Below are 20,858 nucleotides of genomic sequence, written 5' to 3'. Positions count from 1 at the left end.
GAATGTACTTATGCGTAATTATGTCATGATAAATTTATAGTGTGATGCCATTGGGAATGTAGCATCACCATTCTCTATTTATAATAGGGATAAATAATTCATCCTGTCTATTGTTTAACGCATGTCTATTTATTGATTATTTTATTTGATTGTAGGTGATATTTGCGCGCGCAAGATTGAAGACATGTGAATATGGAGGAGTTATGTTGCCAGGACGCTGCAAGAACGCAATTATTATTAGTAAATTACCTATCATACAAACTGGGCTTAAAGGGGTAATGCAAGCGCATTTCTCCGATTACAAACTGACCTACTGCCGCGCCGTAGAAGAACTGACATTGCTGCAACTGCGACGTTCAGATCTGGTTATCGCTGATTTAACCGGAGACTGTAGTCATCCGCGTTTGATCTGCGAACAATATTATTCTTTGTTACCTCAATACCGCGATATTCACTGGGTCTTTCTCGTTTCTCGAAATTATTATCCTGTGGCCGTTGAGTTGCTGATGTGTCCAATCAGTACGCTTTTATCCGATGCCGAACCGATCGACAGTTTAGTAAATGCTATTGATGCGGGGAATGTTTATGCTGACAGAATTAGCCCGGTATTGCTCTCTCCGGTAATAACACCAGAAAGACAGGATCATAGCGTACATTCAATTATTCTGACGCTATCTGAACGGAAAGTGCTACGGCTTCTGGGAAAGGGCTGGGGGATTAATCAGATTGCCACATTACTTAAAAAAAGTAATAAGACCATCAGCGCCCAGAAAAATAGTGCGATGCGTCGTCTGTCAATACACAGCAATGCGGAGATGTATGCCTGGATAAATAGTTCTCAAGGAGCACGAGAATTGAATCTACCTTCAGTTTATGGAGAGACCACGGAATGGAAGACAGAAGTATCAAAAGAAATGTCGCACTGGTAGAAAAGTGTGTAATGAGCAGTGTGGGTATTTATAATTTATTTAATGCCAGACCGAATAACCAATACCGACTCCATCCCTTTTCACGACAGCCTGCCTTCAGCCAGGCGATGTCACAGACGTCATTTTCCGCGGTTATTTTTTCACTTTCCGCGAAAAGAACCGATCGTCGCACCGGGTTGGCTTACCTGACGGAACTGGCTGTGAAACACCCTCGCATCAAGCGAGTAGTCATTGCCGATGATGATGATGAGGCGCGGTTAATTGGCTCGCTGTCACCGTCACCATTGGATGCCGTGATTAGCAAAGCATCCACGCTGAGTGTGTTACAGGAAGAATTATTTGCAGCGCTGGAGTGTGTCAGAGGGGAAACAGAGGATACAAAAAAACTCTGGTATATCAATCAATGTCGTATGCTTAGCCCAACCGAGCGCGAAATTCTGCGCTATATGTCGAATGGCTATTCGATGCTGCAGATTGCGATTGAGCTTGAGCGAAACATTAAAACGATTCGCGCGCATAAATTTAATGTGATGTCCAAACTGGGTGTGAGTTCGGATGCCGGGTTACTGGACGCTGCCGATATTCTGTTGCATGTACGCTCTGCAGAACCGTCATCTTTTCGTCGTACTGCCCCGTTATGGCGCGCTTGAGAAAAGGTGTATCAGCTTAGTTATTGGCATGGAAAGGTACATCGATCACTGGCACACATCAACCCAGGTCGCCGTAGTCAGTTCTGCTATCCTCTCTGGCGTGATGCGAACCGCGCTATGAGTGGCTCCAGCCGCAGGGAGCACTTCAGTGTAGTGTTTCAACGAGACATCACAGTACACCGATATTGGTGTCTCCAGGCCGAAAGGACATACGCCTCCCACGGGATGACCTGTTGCGATGACCACTTCATCGCTACTCAGCATGCGCGCTTTGGCACCAAACGTATTTTTCAGTTTTTTATTATCGAGGCGCGCATCTCCTCTGGCGACGACCAGGATAATGTCGTTTTTCACCTTTAGTGACAGCGTTTTTGCTATCTGCCCTGGTTCGACGTTATGGGCTTTTGCGGCCAGATCGACGGTGGCGGTGCTTTGATCTAATTCGATGATTTCAATATCTGGCGCATGTTGCGCAAAAAACTGCCGCACTGATTGCAAACTCACTCTTTTCTCCCTCTCGCTTATCCGCAGCCCTGTATAGCAGAAAACCGCCTGGCGTAATTTGTCATAGGGGAAGCGTTACTGTAAATATTTTATTGTAACAACATAGCAACATCGGCAGTTTTTCGATCACCTTCACAATCAAAGAAACCGGTTACAGTAACCGGTTGCAGAATGTTGAAATGGCGATTAATACTGAAGCTGTCACTTCCTCTGTATCACATAATAAGAGCCATCTATGAAACTTAACTTTAATAGCGGTAGCGCTGGCGTTCCTCCCGGCACGGTTGCGAAAAGTGGTAACGGGCCTTACGTGGTGGTGTTGATACCAGCACATTTACAGGGTTTTGCACAACAGGAGAGCGGCTATGTCTACTAACCATGCTGTGTTTAATGTGATTTTCCGCTTTGTTGAAAACTACGTTAGCCCTGTCGCCGGGCGCATTTCTTCACAACGTCATGTGATGGCAATACGTGATGGTTTCATTTCGGCAATGCCGTTTATGATTGTAGGATCTTTTCTGCTGGTTTTTGCCTATCCTCCTTTTTCGCCGGATACCACCTGGGGATTTGCCCGCGCATGGCTGGATCTGGCAAAACAATTTGAAGGCCAGATACTCACGCCGTTTGATATGACGATGGGGATCATGTCGGTCTATATATGTGCCGCCATTGCTTACAACCTGGGTAAACACTATGTGAAGTCGTATCAGCTGGATCCGTTTATGTGCGCGATGCTGTCCATCATGGCGTTTTTACTGATTGCTGCACCGAAAACCAAAGGTTCGATGCCGGTTGATAGCCTGGGAGGGACGGGGATTTTCACCGCGATCCTCGTGGCGATTTATTGCGTTGAGATGATGCGGTTCCTGAAGGCACACAACATTGGGATCCGCTTACCCGATCAAGTGCCGCCGATGATCAAAAACTCATTTGATCTCCTGATCCCAGTGTTGGTTGTGGTATTGACGCTGTACCCGCTGAGCCTGGTGATCCAGTCGCAGTTTGATATGCTGATCCCTCAGGCCATTATGGCAATCTTTAAACCGCTGGTGTCTGCTGCCGATTCTCTTCCGGCGATACTGCTGGCGGTATTGATAGGCCACCTGCTGTGGTTTGCCGGGATTCACGGGGCGGCGATTGTGTCCGGGATGCTGCAAATGTTCTGGCTGACCAACCTCGGCATGAATCAATCGGCGTTGGCGCAGGGGGCTCCTTTGCCGCATATCTTTATGGAAGCGTTCTGGACGTTCTTCATCGTGGTGGGGGGATCGGGGGCGACGATGGGGCTGGTGATTTGCTATCTGCGCAGTCGTTCTGCCCATTTACGCTCGATTGGACGCCTCAGCGTCGTCCCAAGTATTTTTAATATCAATGAACCGGTGATTTTCGGTACGCCGATAGTGATGAATCCGGTGTTCTTTATTCCGTTCCTGCTTGCGCCGATGGTGAATGCTGTCTTGGCCTGGGCAGCGATGAAGCTGGATTTGATTGGTCGCGTCATTTCTGTAGTTCCCTGGACCGCACCGGCCCCGGTGGGGGCGGCATGGGCGTTAGGCTGGGATTATCGTGCGGCGATCCTGGTGGTCGTGTTGGCGCTGGTTTCTGCCATCATCTACTTCCCCTTCTTTAAGGTCTATGAGAAGCAACTGCTGGCGCAGGAAAAAGAAGAAGCCCAGCGTATAGAAGAGGAAAGTCAGCAGGTAGCGTAATCGTGCAGGCGAGGGGCTGCGGCTCCTCGCTTACTTTAACGTGCAGTCACCGCATTGCTGAACATCGGGCAAGCGATAGCGTTGACAGCAGGTTCTGCGTACTAACAGTCCCTCACGTGGAACGACGGTACGCCACAACGGATTATCCTGACCACAGGAGAGCTGTTTCTCAAAGAAGCAGGTTTGACGCAATGTTGTCAGCAGTTCTTCACCTAACAGCGACTTCATTTCCGTTAAATACCAGTGGATGAGATACCCGGTATTGCTCCAGATAAGTTTCGCGTTGATCTCACCCGTCGATTCCAGCGCCTGAACCACCGGTGTCAGGGCTGACAAAATCAGCGTTTCCATGCGTTGTTGCGGTGAGAGTGCAGTGGTCTGGTGATCCTGATGTACATCTATCCAGAAACATGCGGCACGCCCGGTTTCGTGAAACTCCACGTGCATATGTTCCGGCGCGACATCAATGGCTTCTTTTTGCGTCAGCAGAGCCACCATGAGCGGGGGCATCATCAGGCCGATATACCATTGCGCCCAGAGGGAGAGCAGCGGTTTATTTTCGCGTACTAACGTGGGCTGGTTGCGGTAGATGTGGTCTGAATAAACGGCCAGAAGCGAACTTAACGTTGTCGGTTGCGTCCATTCATATAATGTCATTGCACCTTGCGGTGGGGTCTCGTCAAGACGAATAAAATCCAGCAAGTGTTCGCGAGTTTGGGCTATGGTCGCACGCACGGAAGCCGCCAGCGAGGGCATCTCTGAAGGGAGATGGCTGCGCCAGATGACATCTTCAACGATGGGTGCGGAACGGTAAGCCATGGCGATATAAGGATGTTAATCTAAATGATAATGATTGCCAATCCTATAGCTGAGGGTAAACGATGGCAAGATCTTTGTCGCAATATCGGGCAGTTCCGCACGGATAAACTCAGGAAGAGGTGCAGTTTATCCGCAGCTCATCGCTGACCAGGGTGTTGTTTCGACCGAGATTCTTGGCCTCATAAAGCGCTTTGTCTGCTCTGGTAATCGCGGAGTCAATATCCTGATCCACTAAAGGCGCAATGCCGATGCTGACCGTCACATTGGTTGCTACGCTCTCATTAAACATATGAGGGATCTTAAGGTCGTATACTTTCTGGCGGATACGCTCAGCTGCGGCCTGCGCCTGCTGTGGATCGACGGCGGTCAGTAACACCATAAATTCTTCGCCACCAAAACGCGCGACCACATCCCGGGAGCGTACGGAATCACGAATCGCGGCAGAAACGCGAATTAACGCCTGATCGCCCATCATATGTCCGTAATGGTCGTTATAGGCTTTGAAATGATCGATATCCAGCAATAAGACGTAATGCTTCGCGTTGCTCAGTGCTAGCAACGTATCGAGTCGGTGTTGCAGCCCACGACGGTTATACAGCCCCGTCAGCGGATCGAGCATACTGAGGCCGTTCAGGGTTTCTCGCTCTTCCAGCAGTTTGTACATCAGCTGTTGGGCGAAGCCGTCGTAGCGCTTTTGGATCACGTGTTGAATGGCAATCCCGGCCATAGGCAACGCCATAAAATAGAAAATTCGCAGACCATGCTCGCTACCGTTAAGCCATAAGCAGACGATGACTGAGGGTAGCGAATGTAGCGTAAAGGCGATGATATTGTTGGCAAAAGCGATAGAACCAATAAACAGCACGCTGAGAAGTGCAATTAACAGAAAATAATAATCATTATTACCCAGTTTTGTGAATTTCAACACAATATGGGCTGCCCACAACAAGCCGAAAATGATTGAAATAAAAGGAAGATTAATTCTTTTATTCGCATATTTGCCATGCCATGCCAACAGCAATGTACTGGCGACCAGGATGAGCAACGCCGGGACAGATACGGCTTTGACGGCAAAAAGTGGGAAAACAAGCGTAAACAGCGCGGAGACTGCATTGAGAAGCAGAAACAGACGTAAAGAAAGTTGATATTTCTTAGTGCGCAGAGTTCGCCAGGATTGTACTGTCATAGGTAAATATTGTTATTTATCTGCAATATACGAAGGTGTGTTTGTAAGGAAAAAATGATGAGCGAAAAATCATTCGTTCAGGTCGTTATTGTTTTTTGATGAAAAGCTAACCGGCGAGCAATTTATCACCTTAAACTATTTATGTCATCAATCGTTAAGTAAAACTCATAGAATTGATAGCCTTTCCTGGCTGACAAATGAGAAAATTTATCATATGATATTGGTTATCATTATCAATTTCATAGGTGAAACCATGTTGCAACGTGCGCTGGGCAGTGGATGGGGGGTTTTGCTGCCGGGGATCGTGATTGCCGGGCTGGCATTTACTGACCTGTCACTCGACGCATGGAAGGCGATGATTGTATTAGGACTGCTGCTGACTTCGCTAATGCTGTACCACAAACGTTTACGGCATTTCGTTTTGTTGCCTTCATGTGCAGCATTGATCGGCGGTATTGTTCTGGTGATGATGAATGCGAATCAGGGATGAGTAACACAGAGAAGAAAACCGAAAGGAAAATAAGATAATTGGTGCGAGGGGGGGGACTCGAACCCCCACATCCTAAGGACACTAACACCTGAAGCTAGCGCGTCTACCAATTCCGCCACCTTCGCACAGTCATCTTACTTTTTTTGATATCGCCTCGTTGGTGCGAGGGGGGGGACTTGAACCCCCACGTCCGTAAGAACACTAACACCTGAAGCTAGCGCGTCTACCAATTCCGCCACCTTCGCCCAGTGCGAGCAATATCAACGTGGATTATGGTGCGAGGGGGGGGACTTGAACCCCCACGTCCGAAAGGACACTAACACCTGAAGCTAGCGCGTCTACCAATTCCGCCACCTTCGCATACCATCGACACTCAAAAAGTATCGTTACCACGGAGGCGCATTCTAGTGGTTTTCAACTTTTCGTCAATAGTTAATTGCCCAGGACGCGATTAATTGATGTAAAAATGGGCGCTAACCGTAGGCCGGATAAGCGATAGCGCCATCCGGCAATACTCGGTGTCACGCCGGATGGCGGCGTAAACGCCTTATCCGACCTGCATCAGTTAGGCTTTTTTCGCCTGACGCGTCATGATGGTACGATAAACCTTGAAACGACCGGTCTGTGCGATAACTTCATGGAAACCAAACACCTCATCCAGCACTTTCGGATACGGCAGGAAGGCGTTGGCCACGATACGCAGCTCACCGCCGCTGTTCAGGTGACGAACTGCCCCGCGAATCAGCGTTTGAGCTGCATCAAGGCTGGTCTGCATGCCATCGTGGAACGGTGGGTTAGAGATGATCATATCAAAGCGACCCGTCACGTCAGAAAAGACGTTACTGGCAATCACCTCACCTTCAATGCCGTTGGCCGCAAGCGTTGCGCGACTGGCTTCAACCGCGGATGCGCTGACATCGCACAGGGTCAGTCGAACTTTCGGCGAGTGACTGGCTAATGCAACAGAGAGCACGCCCGCGCCACAGCCGACATCCAGAACCTTGCCCTTAGTGTGCGGCGTCAGCGTAGAGAGTAGCAACTGGCTGCCGACATCCAGTCCGTCACGGCTGAATACGCCAGGCAAGGTTTTGATGGTCAGATTGTCGATGGTGTATTCATCCCAGTATTTTTCTGCATCAAAAACGGGCTGTTTTTCCAGGCGACCATGATAAAGACCACAGCGACGGGCGCTGTCGACTTTATTCAGTGGCGCGTATTCGGCCAACATCTGCTCTGCGCTGCGCACACCGCTGCGGTTCTCACCGACAACAAAAATATCGGTGCCGACGGGTAACAGCGACAGAATATTCATCAGTTGGAACTGGGCTTCTGGCTTATTCTTCGGCCAGTAGTAGATCAGCGTATCGCTGTCAGCAACGTCATCGGCTTGGGCGACGAGGCTAAAGCGGACGTTATCACCCATTTGGCGGTTCAGTACCTGCCAATGGTGCAACTGCTGAGTATGCGCGCGGCTGGCGGCGCTTGCGAATTGGGCTGGCAGGTCATCCTGCAAATCACCGGCAAACAGAATACGGCTTTGTTCGAAATCATCACTGTGGCGCAGCAAGACTTCACTTGCCGGGGTAAAAGCAGACATGGAATGCTCCTTAATTTATATAGGGTGCGATTATATACACAAAATCATTCAAGCTGAATCAAGGCGGTCTGCGGGATGACGTGTATCGTTGTTTGTTGGCGCTGATTCGACGAATTTGCTATATTTGCGCCCCTGATAGACAGGAGTGTTTCGCTATGACATCCCGACGAGACTGGCAGTTACAGCAACTGGGCATTACGCAGTGGTCGCTGCGCCGTCCTGGCGCGCTGCGGGGCGAGATCGCGATTTCAATTCCTGCGCATGTCCGTTTGGTGATGGTTGCTGCACAGTTACCCGCGCTAACCGAACCGTTAATGAGCGATATTTTACACGCATTGACCGTGAGTCCGGATCAGGTTTTACAACTGACGCCTGACCGTGTCGCCATGCTGCCGCAAGGTAGCCGCTGTAATAGCTGGCGGCTGGGAACCGAAGAGCCGCTGCTGCTGGAGGGCGCTCAGGTCGCCAGTCCTGCGTTTAATGAATTACGGGATAACCCAGCGGCACGCGCCGCGTTATGGCAACAAATCTGCGCATATGAACACGATTTCTTCCCTCGAACCGACTGATTTACCTGCAGCATTTCAGATTGAAAAACGCGCCCACGCCTTTCCGTGGAGTGAAAAAACATTCGCCAGCAACCAGGGCGATCGTTATCTCAACTTTCAACTGACCGTTGACGGCACGATGGCAGCCTTTGCGATTACGCAGGTCGTGCTGGATGAAGCTACGCTGTTCAACATCGCCGTTGATCCTGACTTTCAACGCCGGGGTTTGGGGCGTGAGCTGCTGGAATACCTGATCGATGAGCTGGAAAAGCGCGGTATTCTGACGCTGTGGCTTGAGGTTCGCGCCTCGAATGCTGCGGCAATCGCATTGTATGAAAGCCTTGGCTTTAACGAGGCGACGATTCGGCGCAATTACTATCCGACAGCCGATGGTCACGAAGATGCCATCATAATGGCATTGCCAATCAGCATGTAAGACAAGGTGTAATGATGATGAAGTGGGACTGGATTTTCTTTGATGCCGATGAAACGCTGTTTACGTTTGACTCGTTTACCGGCTTACAGCGGATGTTTCTCGACTATAGCATCACCTTTACCGCTGAAGATTTTCAGGACTACCAGGCCGTGAATAAACCGCTGTGGGTGGATTATCAAAACGGCGCAATTACCTCATTACAGCTGCAGCATGCTCGTTTTCAGAGCTGGGCTGAGCGCCTGAAGGTCGAGCCAGGCCAGCTAAACGATGCGTTTATTAATGCCATGGCGGAAATCTGTTCGCCGTTACCGGGGGCCGTGTCGCTGCTTAATGCGATTCGCGGTAAAGCAAAGATTGGCATCATTACCAATGGTTTTACTGCATTACAGCAAATCCGTCTGGAGCGTACGGGCCTGCGCGACTATTTCGATCTGCTGGTGATTTCTGAGCAGGTTGGGGTGGCAAAACCCGATCCCCGTATTTTTGACCATGCGCTGGAGCAGGCGGGCAACCCTGACCGTTCCCGCGTGCTGATGGTGGGCGACACCGCAGAGTCCGATATTCTTGGTGGTATTAACGCCGGGCTATCCACCTGCTGGCTAAATACGCACCGCCGCGAGCAGCCAGCGGGCATTCAGCCGACCTGGACTGTCGTGTCGTTAAGCGAACTGGAGCAGCTCCTGTGTAAACACTGATTGCCTCCCCCCCATTGATGGGTAAAATAGCCGCAATTTTTCGTATTCAACTTGCGCGGCACAATGCCGTGCTTACCTAAGAAGATTTGACTATGACGTTGTCTCCTTATTTGCAAGAGGTGGCCAAACGCCGCACTTTTGCCATTATTTCTCACCCGGATGCCGGTAAAACGACAATTACTGAAAAGGTGCTGTTATTCGGACAGGCAATTCAGACCGCCGGTACGGTAAAAGGCCGTGGCTCCAGCCAGCATGCCAAGTCTGACTGGATGGAAATGGAAAAGCAGCGTGGTATCTCAATTACCACCTCTGTGATGCAGTTTCCGTATCATGACTGCCTGGTAAACCTGCTGGATACCCCAGGGCACGAAGACTTCTCCGAAGATACTTACCGTACTCTGACGGCGGTGGACTGCTGCCTGATGGTTATTGACGCCGCGAAAGGCGTTGAGGACAGGACCCGTAAACTGATGGAAGTTACCCGTCTGCGCGATACGCCGATCCTGACCTTTATGAACAAACTCGACCGTGACATCCGCGATCCAATGGAGCTGCTGGATGAAGTCGAGAACGAACTGAAAATCGGCTGCGCGCCGATCACCTGGCCGATTGGCTGCGGTAAGTTGTTCAAGGGCGTCTATCACCTGTACAAAGATGAAACGTATCTGTACCAGACCGGTAAAGGCCATACGATTCAGGAAGTGCGCATTGTTAAAGGGCTGAATAACCCTGAACTTGACGCTGCCGTAGGTGAAGACCTGGCGCAGCAACTGCGTGACGAGCTGGAGCTGGTGCAGGGCGCGTCTAACGAATTCGATCATGAGCTGTTCCTTGCCGGTGAAATCACGCCGGTCTTCTTCGGTACTGCGCTGGGTAACTTCGGTGTTGACCATATGCTGGATGGCTTAGTGGAGTGGGCGCCTGCGCCGATGCCGCGTAAAACCGACACCCGCGTTGTAGAAGCCTCAGAAGAGAAGTTCACCGGTTTCGTCTTTAAAATTCAGGCCAACATGGACCCGAAACACCGCGACCGTGTCGCTTTCATGCGTGTGGTTTCCGGCAAGTACGAGAAAGGCATGAAAATGCGTCAGGTACGTATTGGTAAAGACGTGGTGATCTCCGATGCGCTGACCTTTATGGCCGGTGACCGTTCTCATGTGGAAGAGGCGTATCCTGGCGATATTCTTGGTTTGCATAACCACGGCACGATCCAGATCGGCGATACCTTTACTCAGGGCGAGATGATGAAGTTCACCGGTATTCCGAACTTCGCACCGGAACTGTTCCGCCGTATCCGTCTGAAAGATCCGTTGAAGCAGAAGCAGTTGTTGAAAGGGCTGGTTCAGCTGTCAGAAGAGGGCGCAGTGCAGGTCTTCCGTCCGATTGCCAACAACGATCTGATCGTTGGCGCCGTCGGTGTGCTGCAGTTCGACGTGGTGGTTTCTCGTCTGAAGAGCGAATACAACGTTGAAGCGATTTATGAGTCAGTCAACGTGGCGACTGCGCGCTGGGTAGAGTGTTCTGACGTGAAAAAATTCGAAGAATTTAAGCGTAAAAACGAAATTCAGCTGGCGCTGGATGGCGGCGATAACCTCACCTATATCGCGCCGACCATGGTTAACCTGAATCTCACCCAGGAACGTTACCCTGACGTTCAGTTCCGCAAAACGCGCGAACACTAATCTGCCTTCCAGGGTGCGGTATTCACCGCGCCCTGCAACTTTTCCTGTCTTTTAAATCCCTTGCGGAATGTTCTTAAATCCCCTGAATTTTGTTTGCTTTTTAATCAATTCAGACATCAGCCACGAAATCGTGAACTATATTTAACAATGTGATGACATAAATATCGGCTTTTAATGCTCTTCATTAAGCATTTTTCAGCCTCTTTAGCTGATATTTATTTCAGTCACGTGATTAGTTGCTGGTTATGACCGCTAAGTGGCAGAACATCGCTATAAGCACAACAAACAGGAATACATCGATGACAATGACAGGACTTAAGATTTCTAAAACGCTACTGGCCGTGATGCTGACTTCCGCTGTCGCAACGGGTTCTGCCTATGCAGAAAACGGCACAATGGATAAAGCGCAATCCGGGCTCGAAAGTGCGGGGCAGAAAGTCGATAGCTCTATGAACAAAGTCGGTAATTTCATGGATGACAGCACCCTCACCGCCAAAGTAAAAGCCGCGCTGGTGGACCACGAAAGCATTAAGAGCACCGATATCTCCGTCAAAACGGACCAGAAAGTGGTGACGTTAAGTGGGTTCGTTGAAAGCCAGGCTCAGGCCGAAGAGGCCGTTAAAGTTGCGAAAGGCGTTGAGGGCGTGACCTCCGTTAGCGACAAACTGCACGTGCGTGACAGCAAAAACACCTCTGTAAAAGGCTATGCGGGTGATACGGCTATCACCAGTGAAGTGAAAGCCAAGCTGCTGGCCGATGACATTGTCCCTTCTCGTAAAGTGAAAGTAGAGACGACCGATGGCGTGGTCCAGCTTTCAGGAACCGTCGATTCACAGGCGCAAAGTGAGCGAGCTGAGAGTATTGCTAAAGCAATTGATGGCGTGAAAAGCGTCAAAAACGACCTCAAAACTCAGTAATTCGACTTAATTCGTCCTCCTGACGTTTGTCGGGAGGCGTATTGTGCACCACACTAAAAATATCGCCGATGAGCTGCCTGAGCGCTCATATCAAGCGGTCGACATTAACTATGGTAAAGGAGAAGCATATGTTTCGATGGGGCATCATATTTCTGGTTATCGCGTTAATTGCCGCCGCTCTGGGATTTGGTGGACTGGCGGGTACCGCAGCCGGCGCTGCAAAAATTGTTTTTGTGGTGGGGATCATCCTGTTTCTGGTCAGCTTGTTTACCGGGCGTAAACGACCCTAGCGTATCCCCTTTATTCTTCAAGTTACAGGTGCGTTGGCTAAGTGCGTGTACCCGAATCACTTACCAGAGTAAGCTCATCGGGAGTCACGCACTTGCCGCCTTCCTGTAACTCGAATTATTTTGGGGGATTAGCTGTAAAGAATAATTGCTACTATGCCAGTCCATTGGACTGGCTTTTACGGTTTTAGCGCTGGGCAATTTGCGTTACCTTGTTGCTCTATTACAAAAAACAGGAAGGCAGAGGTGGGGCAGAGAATACCCGTCACGCTCGGTAATATAGCGCCGTTATCGTTACGTCCATTTCAACCAGGCAGTATGGCGCTGGTGTGCGAAGGCGGAGGGCAACGGGGGATCTTTACTGCCGGCGTACTGGATGAGTTTATGCGTGCGCAATTTAATCCTTTCGATCTCTTCTATGGGACATCTGCTGGCGCGCAAAATCTGTCGGCCTATCTCTGTAACCAACCCGGCTACGGGCGCAAGGTGATCATGCGCTACACCACCCGGCGTGAGTTTTTTGACCCGGTACGATTCGTACGCGGGGGGAATCTCATCGATCTCGACTGGCTGGTGGACTCCACCGCTGCGCAGATGCCGCTGGCGCTGGATAACGCGGAGCGCCTGTTTGAGGCAGGTAAAGCGTTTTATATGTGCGCCTGCCGGGGAGATGATTACACACCGGGCTATTTTTCGCCGAATCGGCACAATTGGCTGGATCTCATTCGTGCATCCAGTGCGATTCCGGGATTCTATCGTTCAGGGGTTGTGTTGGATGGCGTGAACTATCTGGATGGTGGAGTCAGTGATGCCATACCTGTTCAGGAGGCGGCGAAACAAGGGGCGAAGACGTTGGTGGTGATCCGCACCGTGCCTTCGCAAATGTACTACACCCCACAATGGTTCAAACGTATGGAGCGTTGGCTGGGGGAGAGCAGTCTGCAGCCGCTGGTGAATCTGGTTCAACATCATGAAGCCAGCTACCGCGCTATTCAGCGCTTTATCGAAAAACCGCCGGGCAAGCTGCGTATTTTTGAGATCTACCCACCAAAGCCACTCCATAGTATGGCACTGGGGAGCCGCATTCCGGCATTGCGTGAAGACTACAAAACCGGACGCCTGTGCGGGCGCTATTTTTTGGCAACGATTGGTAAACTGTTGGCGAAAAATGTGCCGTTGCCTCGTCAGACGCCGAAGATTGTGGTGCCCAGCCCGGTGGTGGTTCCACCTGCCCCCGTTGCCAACGACGCCCATGCATCCGTTGCGAGCAGTGCGCCCCAGGCCAATGATACGACGTTTAATAATGAGGATCTGGCGTGAGTCCCCGGTTCATCGATACGCATTGTCATTTTGATTTTCCCCCCTTTACCGGCGATGAGCCAGCCAGCCTCCAGCGTGCGGCTGACGTTGGTGTGCACCATATTATTGTTCCGGCAACGCAGGCGATGAACTTTTCACGCGTACTGGCGTTAGCGGAAAATTATCCTTCGTTGTATGCCGCGCTGGGTCTGCATCCCATTGTTATTGAAGATCACGATGATGACGGTCTGGACAGGTTGCAACAGGAATTGGAGCAACGATCGCAGAAGCTGGTGGCGGTCGGTGAGATCGGGCTGGATCTCTGGCGTGAAGATCCGCAGTTTGATAAGCAGGAAAGGGTGCTGGAAGCACAGCTTAAGCTGGCGAAGCGTTACGATCTTCCGGTGATCCTCCATTCGCGCCGTACCCATGACAAGCTGGCTATGCATCTTAAACGCCATGATCTCCCGCGAACCGGTGTGGTGCATGGCTTTTCCGGAAGCCTGCAACAGGCAACGCGTTTTGTACAACTGGGGTACAAGATAGGTGTCGGTGGGACCATCACCTATCCACGCGCCAGCAAAACGCGTGAGGTGATGGCGACGTTGCCACTGGAATCGCTGCTGTTGGAAACCGATGCGCCGGATATGCCGCTTAACGGTTTTCAGGGTCAGCCTAATCGTCCTGAGCAGGTGGTCAGAGTCTTTGAGACATTATGCGTACTGCGTCAAGAGCCTGCGGACGTGATAGCAGATGCGCTGTATCGCAATACGACGGCGTTGTTTAATGTGTGAGGTATCCTGCGCTCCGTAGGCCTGATAAGCGAAGTGCATCAGGCATATCTTTGCCGGATGGCGGCTGCGCCTTATCCAGCCTACACATGAAGTCGTTGCATTCGGTAATCACAGGTACAGCGCCGGGAAGATCACATTATCCACGCCACGATTGCGTAACGCATTTGCCAGTTGCTCCACATCTCCCGGTGTGGCACTCGGCCAGGATTGCGCTTCGCCATACACCCCATGCGCATGAAAGGCATTTAGCCGCACAGGCACGTTACCTAAGCGATGAATAAACGCAGACAGCGGGTCGATGTGTTGCAGATAGTCTACCTGACCGGGGATCACCAACAGGCGTAATTCCGTGAGTTTTCCCTGGTCTGCCAGAAAAATAATACTGTTTTTAATCAGAGTATTATCGCGCCCTGTCAGTTGCAGATGACATGCGCTATCCCAGGCTTTTAGATCGAGCATCGCACCGTCGCAAACCGGTAGCAGCTTTTGCCAGCCGGTTTCGCTCAGCATGCCGTTGCTGTCCACCAGGCAGGTCAGGTGCTGTAGCTGCGGATCGGCTTTGATCGCGCTAAACAGCGCAACAATAAACGGTAACTGTGTTGTCGCCTCACCACCGCTGACCGTCATTCCTTCAATAAACGGCGAGGCTTTACGAACATGCTGCAGCACCTCATCCACACTCATGGTTTGCGTCATCGGTGTGGCCTGCTGAGGACACATATGCAGGCAGGTGTCGCATTGCTGGCAAATATCAGATTGCCACCATACTTTTCCCGCGCTCAGACTCAACGCTTCATGCGGGCAATGCAGCACACATTCCCCGCAATCGTTGCAGCGTCCCATCGTCCACGGATTGTGGCAATTTTTACAGCGCAGATTACATCCCTGCAGGAACAGGGCCAGGCGACTCCCCGGCCCGTCGACGCAGGAGAAGGGAATCAGCTTACTGACTAAAGCGCATCTGCTGTTCATGGCTGATCACTCGGGGTTGTCGTTCCAGAATACGCGTATTGCGCGCGGCTTCTTCACCCAACCAGGTGGTGTTGGTACGTGAACCTTCGGTACGATATTTTTCCAGATCCGACAGGCGCACCATGTAGCCGGTCACACGGACCAGATCGTTTCCGCTCACGTTGGCGGTAAACTCGCGCATACCGGCTTTAAACGCTCCGAGGCAAAGCTGTACCAGCGCCTGCGGGTTACGTTTGATGGTTTCGTCCAGTGTGAGAATATCGCTGATCCCGGCGTGATAATACGCATGATGCGGCGCGACGGTTTGCAGATGGGTGATGGGATCGGGTTCATCACCATAAGGCAGGCGAGCGCCCGGCGTGGTGCCGATATCAGAACTGATACCCGACTGCGCATGCAGCATCGCGCGCTGCTTCCAGCCATATCTCACCGGCGTGTTGTTAACAAAGTCGGCGAGCTGGGCGCTAATACGATAACCAAGCTGATTAGCGTACTCATCTTTGCCGTAGCGAGCGTTCTCCCCCGCCTTATCGCACAGCAGGTTTACGGCTTCTGCCAGGCCATACATGCCAAACATAGGCACAAAACGTTCGGGATCGATCAACCCTTCCTGCACCAGGAAGCTATTCTCAAAGAAATGTGATTTCTCGTAGAGGAATTCACATCGTGACTTAATGATGGCGATTTGCTGTTGGCAGTAATGCGGTAGGGTACGCGTAAAGAAGTCATCGACAGAGGTACTGCGCTCTGCAATGGCTTTCAGATTGAGTCTGACCAGCGTACTTCCACCGCCCGCCAGTGGCAGTGAGTTGTAACAACTGACGACGCCATAGTGGCCTTTTGTGAAAATTTTATCATTTTCAGGGCCGTTAGAAATGTGCGGTTTACTGCATTCGCAAATATTTTGCGCGACGTTGAGCAGCAGATCGTCAGGTGTAATTTGCGGATCATAAATAAATGTCAGATTGGGCGAAACCTGCTTTAACTCTGCATCTGCGCGTAAAATTGCCCGCGTTACGGGCGTGTCGGCAGGACCAATATTGGCGTGCATAAACGCATCGGGCAGCGTTCTGTCGAGATAGCGCCAGAAACGTTTTATTCGAACATCGATCTCGTTTTGTGTTAGAATTTTAACATACGGTTGCAGCAACGCATCGAGCTGACCAAGGTACACCGGCATCGACGTCACTGACGGAACGTGGTGGTAAAGAATGGTGAGTAAGGATAATGCGTCATCGAGATCCTTTGCGCCTTCCAGTTCCAGCCATGATGAACCGTTGGCCAGAAAACGCGCGTAATCGGGTAATACGTAGCGCGGTTTGAACGGGGCATGACCTTCGTACATATCGCAGATAACCCCGTCATCCAGCGCCTGGCGTGCTTGTGCAGGCAGTTGCGGATACGGCAAAGCGTTTTCTGCCTCCAGTGCCAGAAAATGACGTTTTTGTTCAGGGCTGAGCACTGGACTGGTCACGATTTGTTGGCAGCGCTGTTGCAGCGCGAGTTCGCTTGACGTGGGCATCGTTGGTTCCTTTATGTGCTGAAGGTTAAGCGCCATTGTAGGAAGCAACGCAGCGCCAACCTTTGATCCGGATGCGCCTGATGTCACCGCATGCCGCCAGTAAAGGTCATTTATTTGAAGTAGATCTCATTAGAGTAATGCAAATCTGTATGTGGTTTTCATTAACTGTGATGTATATCGAAGTGTAATAGCGAGCGGATGTTAGAATACTAACAAACTCGCAAGGTGAAATTTTATACGGCGATGCCGTTGGAGAATGTTATGACCGATTTAACAGCAAGCAGCCTGCGTGCACTGAAACTGATGGACCTGACCACCCTGAATGACGACGACACTAATGAGAAAGTGATCGCGCTGTGTCATCAGGCGAAGACCCCGGTTGGCAACACTGCTGCAATCTGCATCTATCCGCGTTTCATCCCTATTGCGCGTAAGACTCTGAAAGAGCAGGGCACACCGGACATCCGTATTGCCACCGTGACTAACTTCCCGCATGGCAACGACGATATCGAGATCGCGCTGGCAGAAACCCGCGCCGCGATTGCCTACGGTGCAGACGAAGTTGATGTGGTATTCCCGTATCGTGCACTGATCGCAGGCAATGAGCAGATTGGTTTTGATCTGGTTAAAGCCTGTAAAGACGCGTGCGCAGCAGCCAATGTGCTGCTGAAAGTGATCATCGAAACTGGTGAACTGAAAGAAGAAGCTTTGATTCGTAAAGCATCTGAAATCTCCATCAAAGCCGGTGCTGATTTCATCAAAACATCTACCGGTAAAGTACCGGTCAATGCGACGCCGGAAAGCGCACGCATCATGATGGAAGTGATCCGCGATATGGGTGTTTCTAAAACGGTTGGTTTCAAACCGGCTGGCGGCGTGCGTACTGCAGAAGATGCACAGCAGTTCCTGGCAATTGCCGACGAACTGTTTGGCGCAGACTGGGCTGATTCTCGTCACTACCGTTTTGGTGCGTCCAGCCTGCTGGCTAGCCTGCTGAAAGCTCTGGGTCACGGCGACGGTAAGAGCGCAAGCAGCTACTAATTACTCGTCATACTTCAAGCTGCAGGTGCGTTAGCTGCACTCCCTCACCCCAGTCACTTACTGTAGTAAGCTCCTGGGGATGAGTTCCCTTGCCGCCTTCCTGCGACTTGAATTATTTAGAGTAATCATTCATTGCAGTGGGTTTTCCGCCGCATTTAACCTGATTAATCGGGGGTTACCGTGTTTCTCGCACAAGAAATTATTCGTAAAAAACGTGATGGTCATGCGCTGAGTGATGAAGAAATTCGTTTCTTTATTAACGGTATTCGCGACAACACCATCTCTGAAGGGCAAATCGCCGCCCTGGCGATGACCATTTTCTTCCACGATATGACAATGCCTGAGCGTGTCTCGCTGACCATGGCAATGCGTGATTCAGGAACCGTGCTGGACTGGAAAAGTTTGCAGCTGAACGGCCCGATTGTGGATAAACACTCTACCGGCGGTGTAGGTGATGTGACGTCACTGATGTTAGGTCCGATGGTCGCAGCCTGCGGCGGCTTTATCCCGATGATCTCCGGGCGCGGTCTGGGGCATACCGGCGGTACGCTCGATAAACTGGAAGCGATCCCGGGATTTGATATCTTCCCGGACGATGCGCGTTTCCGTGAAATTATTAAAGACGTGGGTGTGGCGATTATTGGGCAAACCAGCTCACTCGCACCGGCGGACAAACGTTTTTATGCCACCCGCGATATCACCGCGACGGTGGATTCCATTCCACTCATCACGGGTTCCATTCTGGCTAAAAAGTTGGCGGAAGGACTGGATGCGCTGGTGATGGACGTCAAAGTAGGTAGTGGCGCCTTTATGCCGACCTACGAACTCTCTGAAGCCCTTGCCGAAGCGATTGTCGGCGTGGCAAACGGTGCGGGGGTTCGTACCACTGCGCTGTTAACGGATATGAATCAGGTGCTGGCCTCCAGTGCAGGTAATGCGGTTGAAGTCCGTGAAGCGGTGCAGTTCCTGACCGGCGAATACCGTAATCCACGCTTGTTCGACGTTACGATGGCGCTGTGTGTGGAGATGTTGATCTCCGGTAAACTGGCGAAAGATGACGCAGAAGCCCGCACGAAGTTGCAGGCCGTACTGGATAACGGTAAAGCAGCAGAAATTTTTGGCCGCATGGTTGCGGCGCAGAAAGGCCCAACCGACTTCGTGGAAAATTATGCGAAGTACCTGCCGACGGCAATGCTCAGCAAAGCGGTATATGCTGATACCGAAGGTTTTGTCAGCGCAATGGATACCCGTGCGCTAGGTATGGCGGTCGTTTCCATGGGCGGCGGTCGTCGTCAGGCTTCGGACACCATTGATTACAGCGTCGGTTTCACCGACATGGCGCGTCTGGGCGACAGCGTAGACGGACAGCGTCCGCTGGCGGTAATCCACGCCAAAGACGAAGCCAGCTGGCAGGAAGCGGCGAAAGCGGTCAAAGCGGCAATCAGCCTTGACGACAAAGCGCCAGAAATTACACCGACAGTCTATCGTCGTATAACCGATTAACTGTATACTGATCTGATCGCTTTTTTGCGGCGCAGATGTATGGAGAACAAGATGAAACGTGCATTTATTATGGTGCTGGACTCCTTTGGTATTGGTGCGACTGAAGATGCGGATCGCTTTGGCGACGTAGGTTCAGACACTATGGGTCATATTGCAGAAGCCTGTGCGAAGGGCGAAGCTGACAATGGCCGCAAAGGCCCACTGAATCTGCCTAACCTGACTCGTCTGGGTCTGGTGAAAGCTCACGAAGGATCGACGGGTAAAATTGCTGCGGGTATGGACGGCAACGCGGAAGTGATTGGTGCCTACGCATGGGCGCATGAACTCTCTTCCGGCAAAGACACACCCTCTGGCCACTGGGAAATCGCGGGTGTTCCGGTTCTGTTTGACTGGGGTTATTTCTCCGATCATGAGAACAGCTTCCCACAAGAATTGCTGGATAAACTGGTTAAGCGTGCCAATCTGCCGGGCTACCTCGGTAACTGCCACTCTTCCGGTACCGTTATTCTGGACCAACTGGGTGAAGAGCATATGAAAACCGGCAAGCCGATTTTCTATACCTCCGCTGACTCCGTGTTCCAAATCGCCTGCCACGAAGAAACCTTTGGCCTGGATAAACTCTACGAGCTGTGTGAAATCGCTCGTGAAGAACTGACTGAAGGCGGCTACAACATTGGCCGTGTTATCGCGCGTCCGTTTATCGGTGACAAGGCCGGTAACTTCCAGCGTACCGGTAACCGTCACGACCTGGCTGTTGAGCCGCCAGCGCCGACGGTACTGCAGAAACTGGTCGATGAGAAAAAAGGTCATGTTGTCTCTGTCGGTAAGATCGCGGACATCTACGCCAACTGCGGTATCACTAAAAAAGTGAAAGCGACCGGTCTGGACGCGCTGTTCGACGCTACCATCAAAGAGATGAAAGAAGCGGGTGATGAGACAATCGTCTTCACTAACTTTGTTGATTTTGACTCTTCCTGGGGCCACCGTCGCGATATCGCTGGCTATGCTGCTGGTCTGGAGTTGTTCGACCGCCGTCTGCCAGAGTTGATGGAGCTGGTAGGTGAAGATGACATTCTGATCCTGACCGCTGACCACGGCTGTGACCCGAGCTGGACCGGGACCGACCATACCCGTGAACACATTCCGGTGCTGATTTACGGCCCGAAAGTGAAACCGGGTTCTTTAGGCCACCGTGAAACCTTCGCGGATATCGGTCAGACGCTGGCGAGCTACTTTGGTACGTCGCCGATGGACTACGGTAAAAACATGCTGTAATAC

The 20,858-nt window shown here is 51.3% G+C and carries 22 protein-coding genes and 3 tRNA genes; 16 read left to right on the top strand and 9 right to left on the bottom strand.

Annotation, left to right across the window (positions count from 1 at the left end; translation table 11 throughout):
• The first annotated feature begins 203 nt into the window (after positions 1–203).
• Positions 204–929 carry a helix-turn-helix transcriptional regulator gene (locus NNN64_RS13680; RefSeq protein WP_271441721.1) on the top strand — a complete coding sequence of 242 codons (726 nt, stop codon included), beginning with the start codon at positions 204–206 and terminating at the stop codon, positions 927–929.
• Positions 890–1,579 carry a DNA-binding transcriptional activator BglJ gene (gene bglJ, locus NNN64_RS13675; protein WP_271441720.1) on the top strand — a complete coding sequence of 230 codons (690 nt, stop codon included), beginning with the start codon at positions 890–892 and terminating at the stop codon, positions 1,577–1,579. Before NNN64_RS13680 ends, bglJ begins: the two co-directional genes overlap by 40 nt.
• A 45-nt stretch (positions 1,580–1,624) precedes the next feature.
• Here the strand turns inward: bglJ and NNN64_RS13670 are convergent, their stop codons facing one another.
• Positions 1,625–2,083: a YbaK/EbsC family protein gene (locus NNN64_RS13670; protein WP_271441719.1), complete on the bottom strand. Its 459-nt coding sequence runs from the start codon at positions 2,081–2,083 to the stop codon at positions 1,625–1,627.
• 235 nt (positions 2,084–2,318) lie between these two features.
• On the opposite strand from NNN64_RS13670, the gene NNN64_RS13665 reads away from it, so the two are divergent.
• Both NNN64_RS13665 and NNN64_RS13660 read left to right on the top strand, forming a co-directional pair.
• Positions 2,319–2,459 (top strand): hypothetical protein, encoded by a 141-nt coding sequence (locus NNN64_RS13665; protein ID WP_271441718.1) that lies wholly within the window; start codon positions 2,319–2,321, stop codon positions 2,457–2,459.
• Positions 2,449–3,792 carry a PTS sugar transporter subunit IIC gene (locus tag NNN64_RS13660; protein WP_271441717.1) on the top strand — a complete coding sequence of 448 codons (1,344 nt, stop codon included), beginning with the start codon at positions 2,449–2,451 and terminating at the stop codon, positions 3,790–3,792. Before NNN64_RS13665 ends, NNN64_RS13660 begins: the two co-directional genes overlap by 11 nt.
• Before the next feature lie 30 nt (positions 3,793–3,822).
• Here the strand turns inward: NNN64_RS13660 and fhuF are convergent, their stop codons facing one another.
• Both fhuF and NNN64_RS13650 read right to left on the bottom strand, forming a co-directional pair.
• The gene (fhuF, locus tag NNN64_RS13655) at positions 3,823–4,611 is read right to left on the bottom strand and encodes a siderophore-iron reductase FhuF (protein ID WP_271441716.1); all 789 of its coding nucleotides are present in this window, start codon (positions 4,609–4,611) and stop codon (positions 3,823–3,825) included.
• Positions 4,612–4,720: 109 nt separating this feature from the next.
• A complete protein-coding gene (locus NNN64_RS13650; RefSeq protein WP_271441715.1) occupies positions 4,721–5,797 on the bottom strand; it encodes a GGDEF domain-containing protein in 1,077 nt (358 codons plus the stop codon).
• 253 nt (positions 5,798–6,050) lie between these two features.
• Here NNN64_RS13650 and NNN64_RS13645 point away from each other — a divergent pair, with 253 nt between their 5' ends.
• Positions 6,051–6,287, top strand: a complete 237-nt coding sequence (locus NNN64_RS13645; RefSeq protein WP_271441714.1) for a DUF1435 domain-containing protein — start codon at positions 6,051–6,053, stop codon at positions 6,285–6,287.
• A gap of 39 nt (positions 6,288–6,326) precedes the next feature.
• On the opposite strand, the gene NNN64_RS13640 is transcribed toward NNN64_RS13645, so the two are convergent.
• From NNN64_RS13640 to rsmC, 4 genes are all read right to left on the bottom strand, one after another.
• A tRNA-Leu gene (locus NNN64_RS13640) sits at positions 6,327–6,412 on the bottom strand.
• Positions 6,413–6,445: 33 nt separating this feature from the next.
• Positions 6,446–6,532: transfer RNA gene (locus tag NNN64_RS13635), tRNA-Leu, on the bottom strand.
• A 28-nt stretch (positions 6,533–6,560) separates the two neighbouring features.
• A tRNA-Leu gene (locus tag NNN64_RS13630) sits at positions 6,561–6,647 on the bottom strand.
• A gap of 205 nt (positions 6,648–6,852) precedes the next feature.
• The gene (gene rsmC / locus NNN64_RS13625; RefSeq protein WP_271441713.1) at positions 6,853–7,884 is read right to left on the bottom strand and encodes a 16S rRNA (guanine(1207)-N(2))-methyltransferase RsmC; all 1,032 of its coding nucleotides are present in this window, start codon (positions 7,882–7,884) and stop codon (positions 6,853–6,855) included.
• Positions 7,885–8,039: 155 nt separating this feature from the next.
• Between rsmC and holD the strand changes: the two genes are divergently transcribed.
• The 8 genes from holD (at position 8,040) to NNN64_RS13585 (ending at position 14,542) form a co-directional block, all read left to right on the top strand.
• Positions 8,040–8,453, top strand: coding sequence for a DNA polymerase III subunit psi (gene holD / locus NNN64_RS13620; RefSeq protein WP_137383810.1), 414 nt, complete (start codon positions 8,040–8,042; stop codon positions 8,451–8,453).
• Positions 8,422–8,868 carry a ribosomal protein S18-alanine N-acetyltransferase gene (rimI, locus tag NNN64_RS13615; protein ID WP_271441712.1) on the top strand — a complete coding sequence of 149 codons (447 nt, stop codon included), beginning with the start codon at positions 8,422–8,424 and terminating at the stop codon, positions 8,866–8,868. Before holD ends, rimI begins: the two co-directional genes overlap by 32 nt.
• Before the next feature lie 17 nt (positions 8,869–8,885).
• Positions 8,886–9,563 carry a pyrimidine 5'-nucleotidase gene (gene yjjG, locus NNN64_RS13610; protein ID WP_271441722.1) on the top strand — a complete coding sequence of 226 codons (678 nt, stop codon included), beginning with the start codon at positions 8,886–8,888 and terminating at the stop codon, positions 9,561–9,563.
• 92 nt (positions 9,564–9,655) lie between these two features.
• Positions 9,656–11,245, top strand: a complete 1,590-nt coding sequence (gene prfC, locus NNN64_RS13605) for a peptide chain release factor 3 (RefSeq protein WP_016151601.1) — start codon at positions 9,656–9,658, stop codon at positions 11,243–11,245.
• 299 nt (positions 11,246–11,544) lie between these two features.
• The gene (gene osmY / locus NNN64_RS13600; protein ID WP_271441711.1) at positions 11,545–12,162 is read left to right on the top strand and encodes a molecular chaperone OsmY; all 618 of its coding nucleotides are present in this window, start codon (positions 11,545–11,547) and stop codon (positions 12,160–12,162) included.
• A gap of 128 nt (positions 12,163–12,290) precedes the next feature.
• Positions 12,291–12,452, top strand: a complete 162-nt coding sequence (locus NNN64_RS13595; RefSeq protein ID WP_003019081.1) for a DUF1328 domain-containing protein — start codon at positions 12,291–12,293, stop codon at positions 12,450–12,452.
• Positions 12,453–12,695: 243 nt separating this feature from the next.
• Complete coding sequence (locus NNN64_RS13590; protein WP_271441710.1) at positions 12,696–13,769, top strand: patatin-like phospholipase family protein; 1,074 nt, start codon at positions 12,696–12,698, stop codon at positions 13,767–13,769.
• On the top strand, positions 13,766–14,542 hold the full coding sequence (locus tag NNN64_RS13585) for a metal-dependent hydrolase (RefSeq protein WP_271441709.1): 777 nt from the start codon (positions 13,766–13,768) through the stop codon (positions 14,540–14,542). The genes NNN64_RS13590 and NNN64_RS13585 overlap by 4 nt, the downstream gene beginning before the upstream one ends.
• Positions 14,543–14,650: 108 nt before the next feature.
• Here NNN64_RS13585 and NNN64_RS13580 read toward each other — a convergent pair whose 3' ends face one another.
• Positions 14,651–15,514 carry a YjjW family glycine radical enzyme activase gene (locus NNN64_RS13580; protein ID WP_271441708.1) on the bottom strand — a complete coding sequence of 288 codons (864 nt, stop codon included), beginning with the start codon at positions 15,512–15,514 and terminating at the stop codon, positions 14,651–14,653.
• Positions 15,486–17,036, bottom strand: coding sequence for a YjjI family glycine radical enzyme (locus NNN64_RS13575; RefSeq protein ID WP_271441707.1), 1,551 nt, complete (start codon positions 17,034–17,036; stop codon positions 15,486–15,488). Before NNN64_RS13575 ends, NNN64_RS13580 begins: the two co-directional genes overlap by 29 nt.
• Positions 17,037–17,297: 261 nt before the next feature.
• Between NNN64_RS13575 and deoC the strand changes: the two genes are divergently transcribed.
• The 3 genes from deoC (at position 17,298) to deoB (ending at position 20,855) form a co-directional block, all read left to right on the top strand.
• Positions 17,298–18,077 (top strand): deoxyribose-phosphate aldolase, encoded by a 780-nt coding sequence (gene deoC / locus NNN64_RS13570; protein ID WP_003019042.1) that lies wholly within the window; start codon positions 17,298–17,300, stop codon positions 18,075–18,077.
• A 180-nt stretch (positions 18,078–18,257) separates the two neighbouring features.
• Positions 18,258–19,580 carry a thymidine phosphorylase gene (gene deoA, locus NNN64_RS13565; protein ID WP_271441706.1) on the top strand — a complete coding sequence of 441 codons (1,323 nt, stop codon included), beginning with the start codon at positions 18,258–18,260 and terminating at the stop codon, positions 19,578–19,580.
• A 51-nt stretch (positions 19,581–19,631) separates the two neighbouring features.
• Entirely contained in the window at positions 19,632–20,855 is a 1,224-nt protein-coding gene (deoB, locus tag NNN64_RS13560; RefSeq protein ID WP_042312511.1) for a phosphopentomutase, read from the top strand.
• Positions 20,856–20,858 lie beyond the last annotated feature (3 nt).

Origin of the sequence: Citrobacter sp. Igbk 14 (assembly GCF_028069825.1) — a bacterium.
Taxonomy (GTDB): domain Bacteria; phylum Pseudomonadota; class Gammaproteobacteria; order Enterobacterales; family Enterobacteriaceae; genus Citrobacter.
Note: the sequence above shows the minus strand (reverse complement) of the source record. Positions and strands in the feature narration are given on the sequence as shown.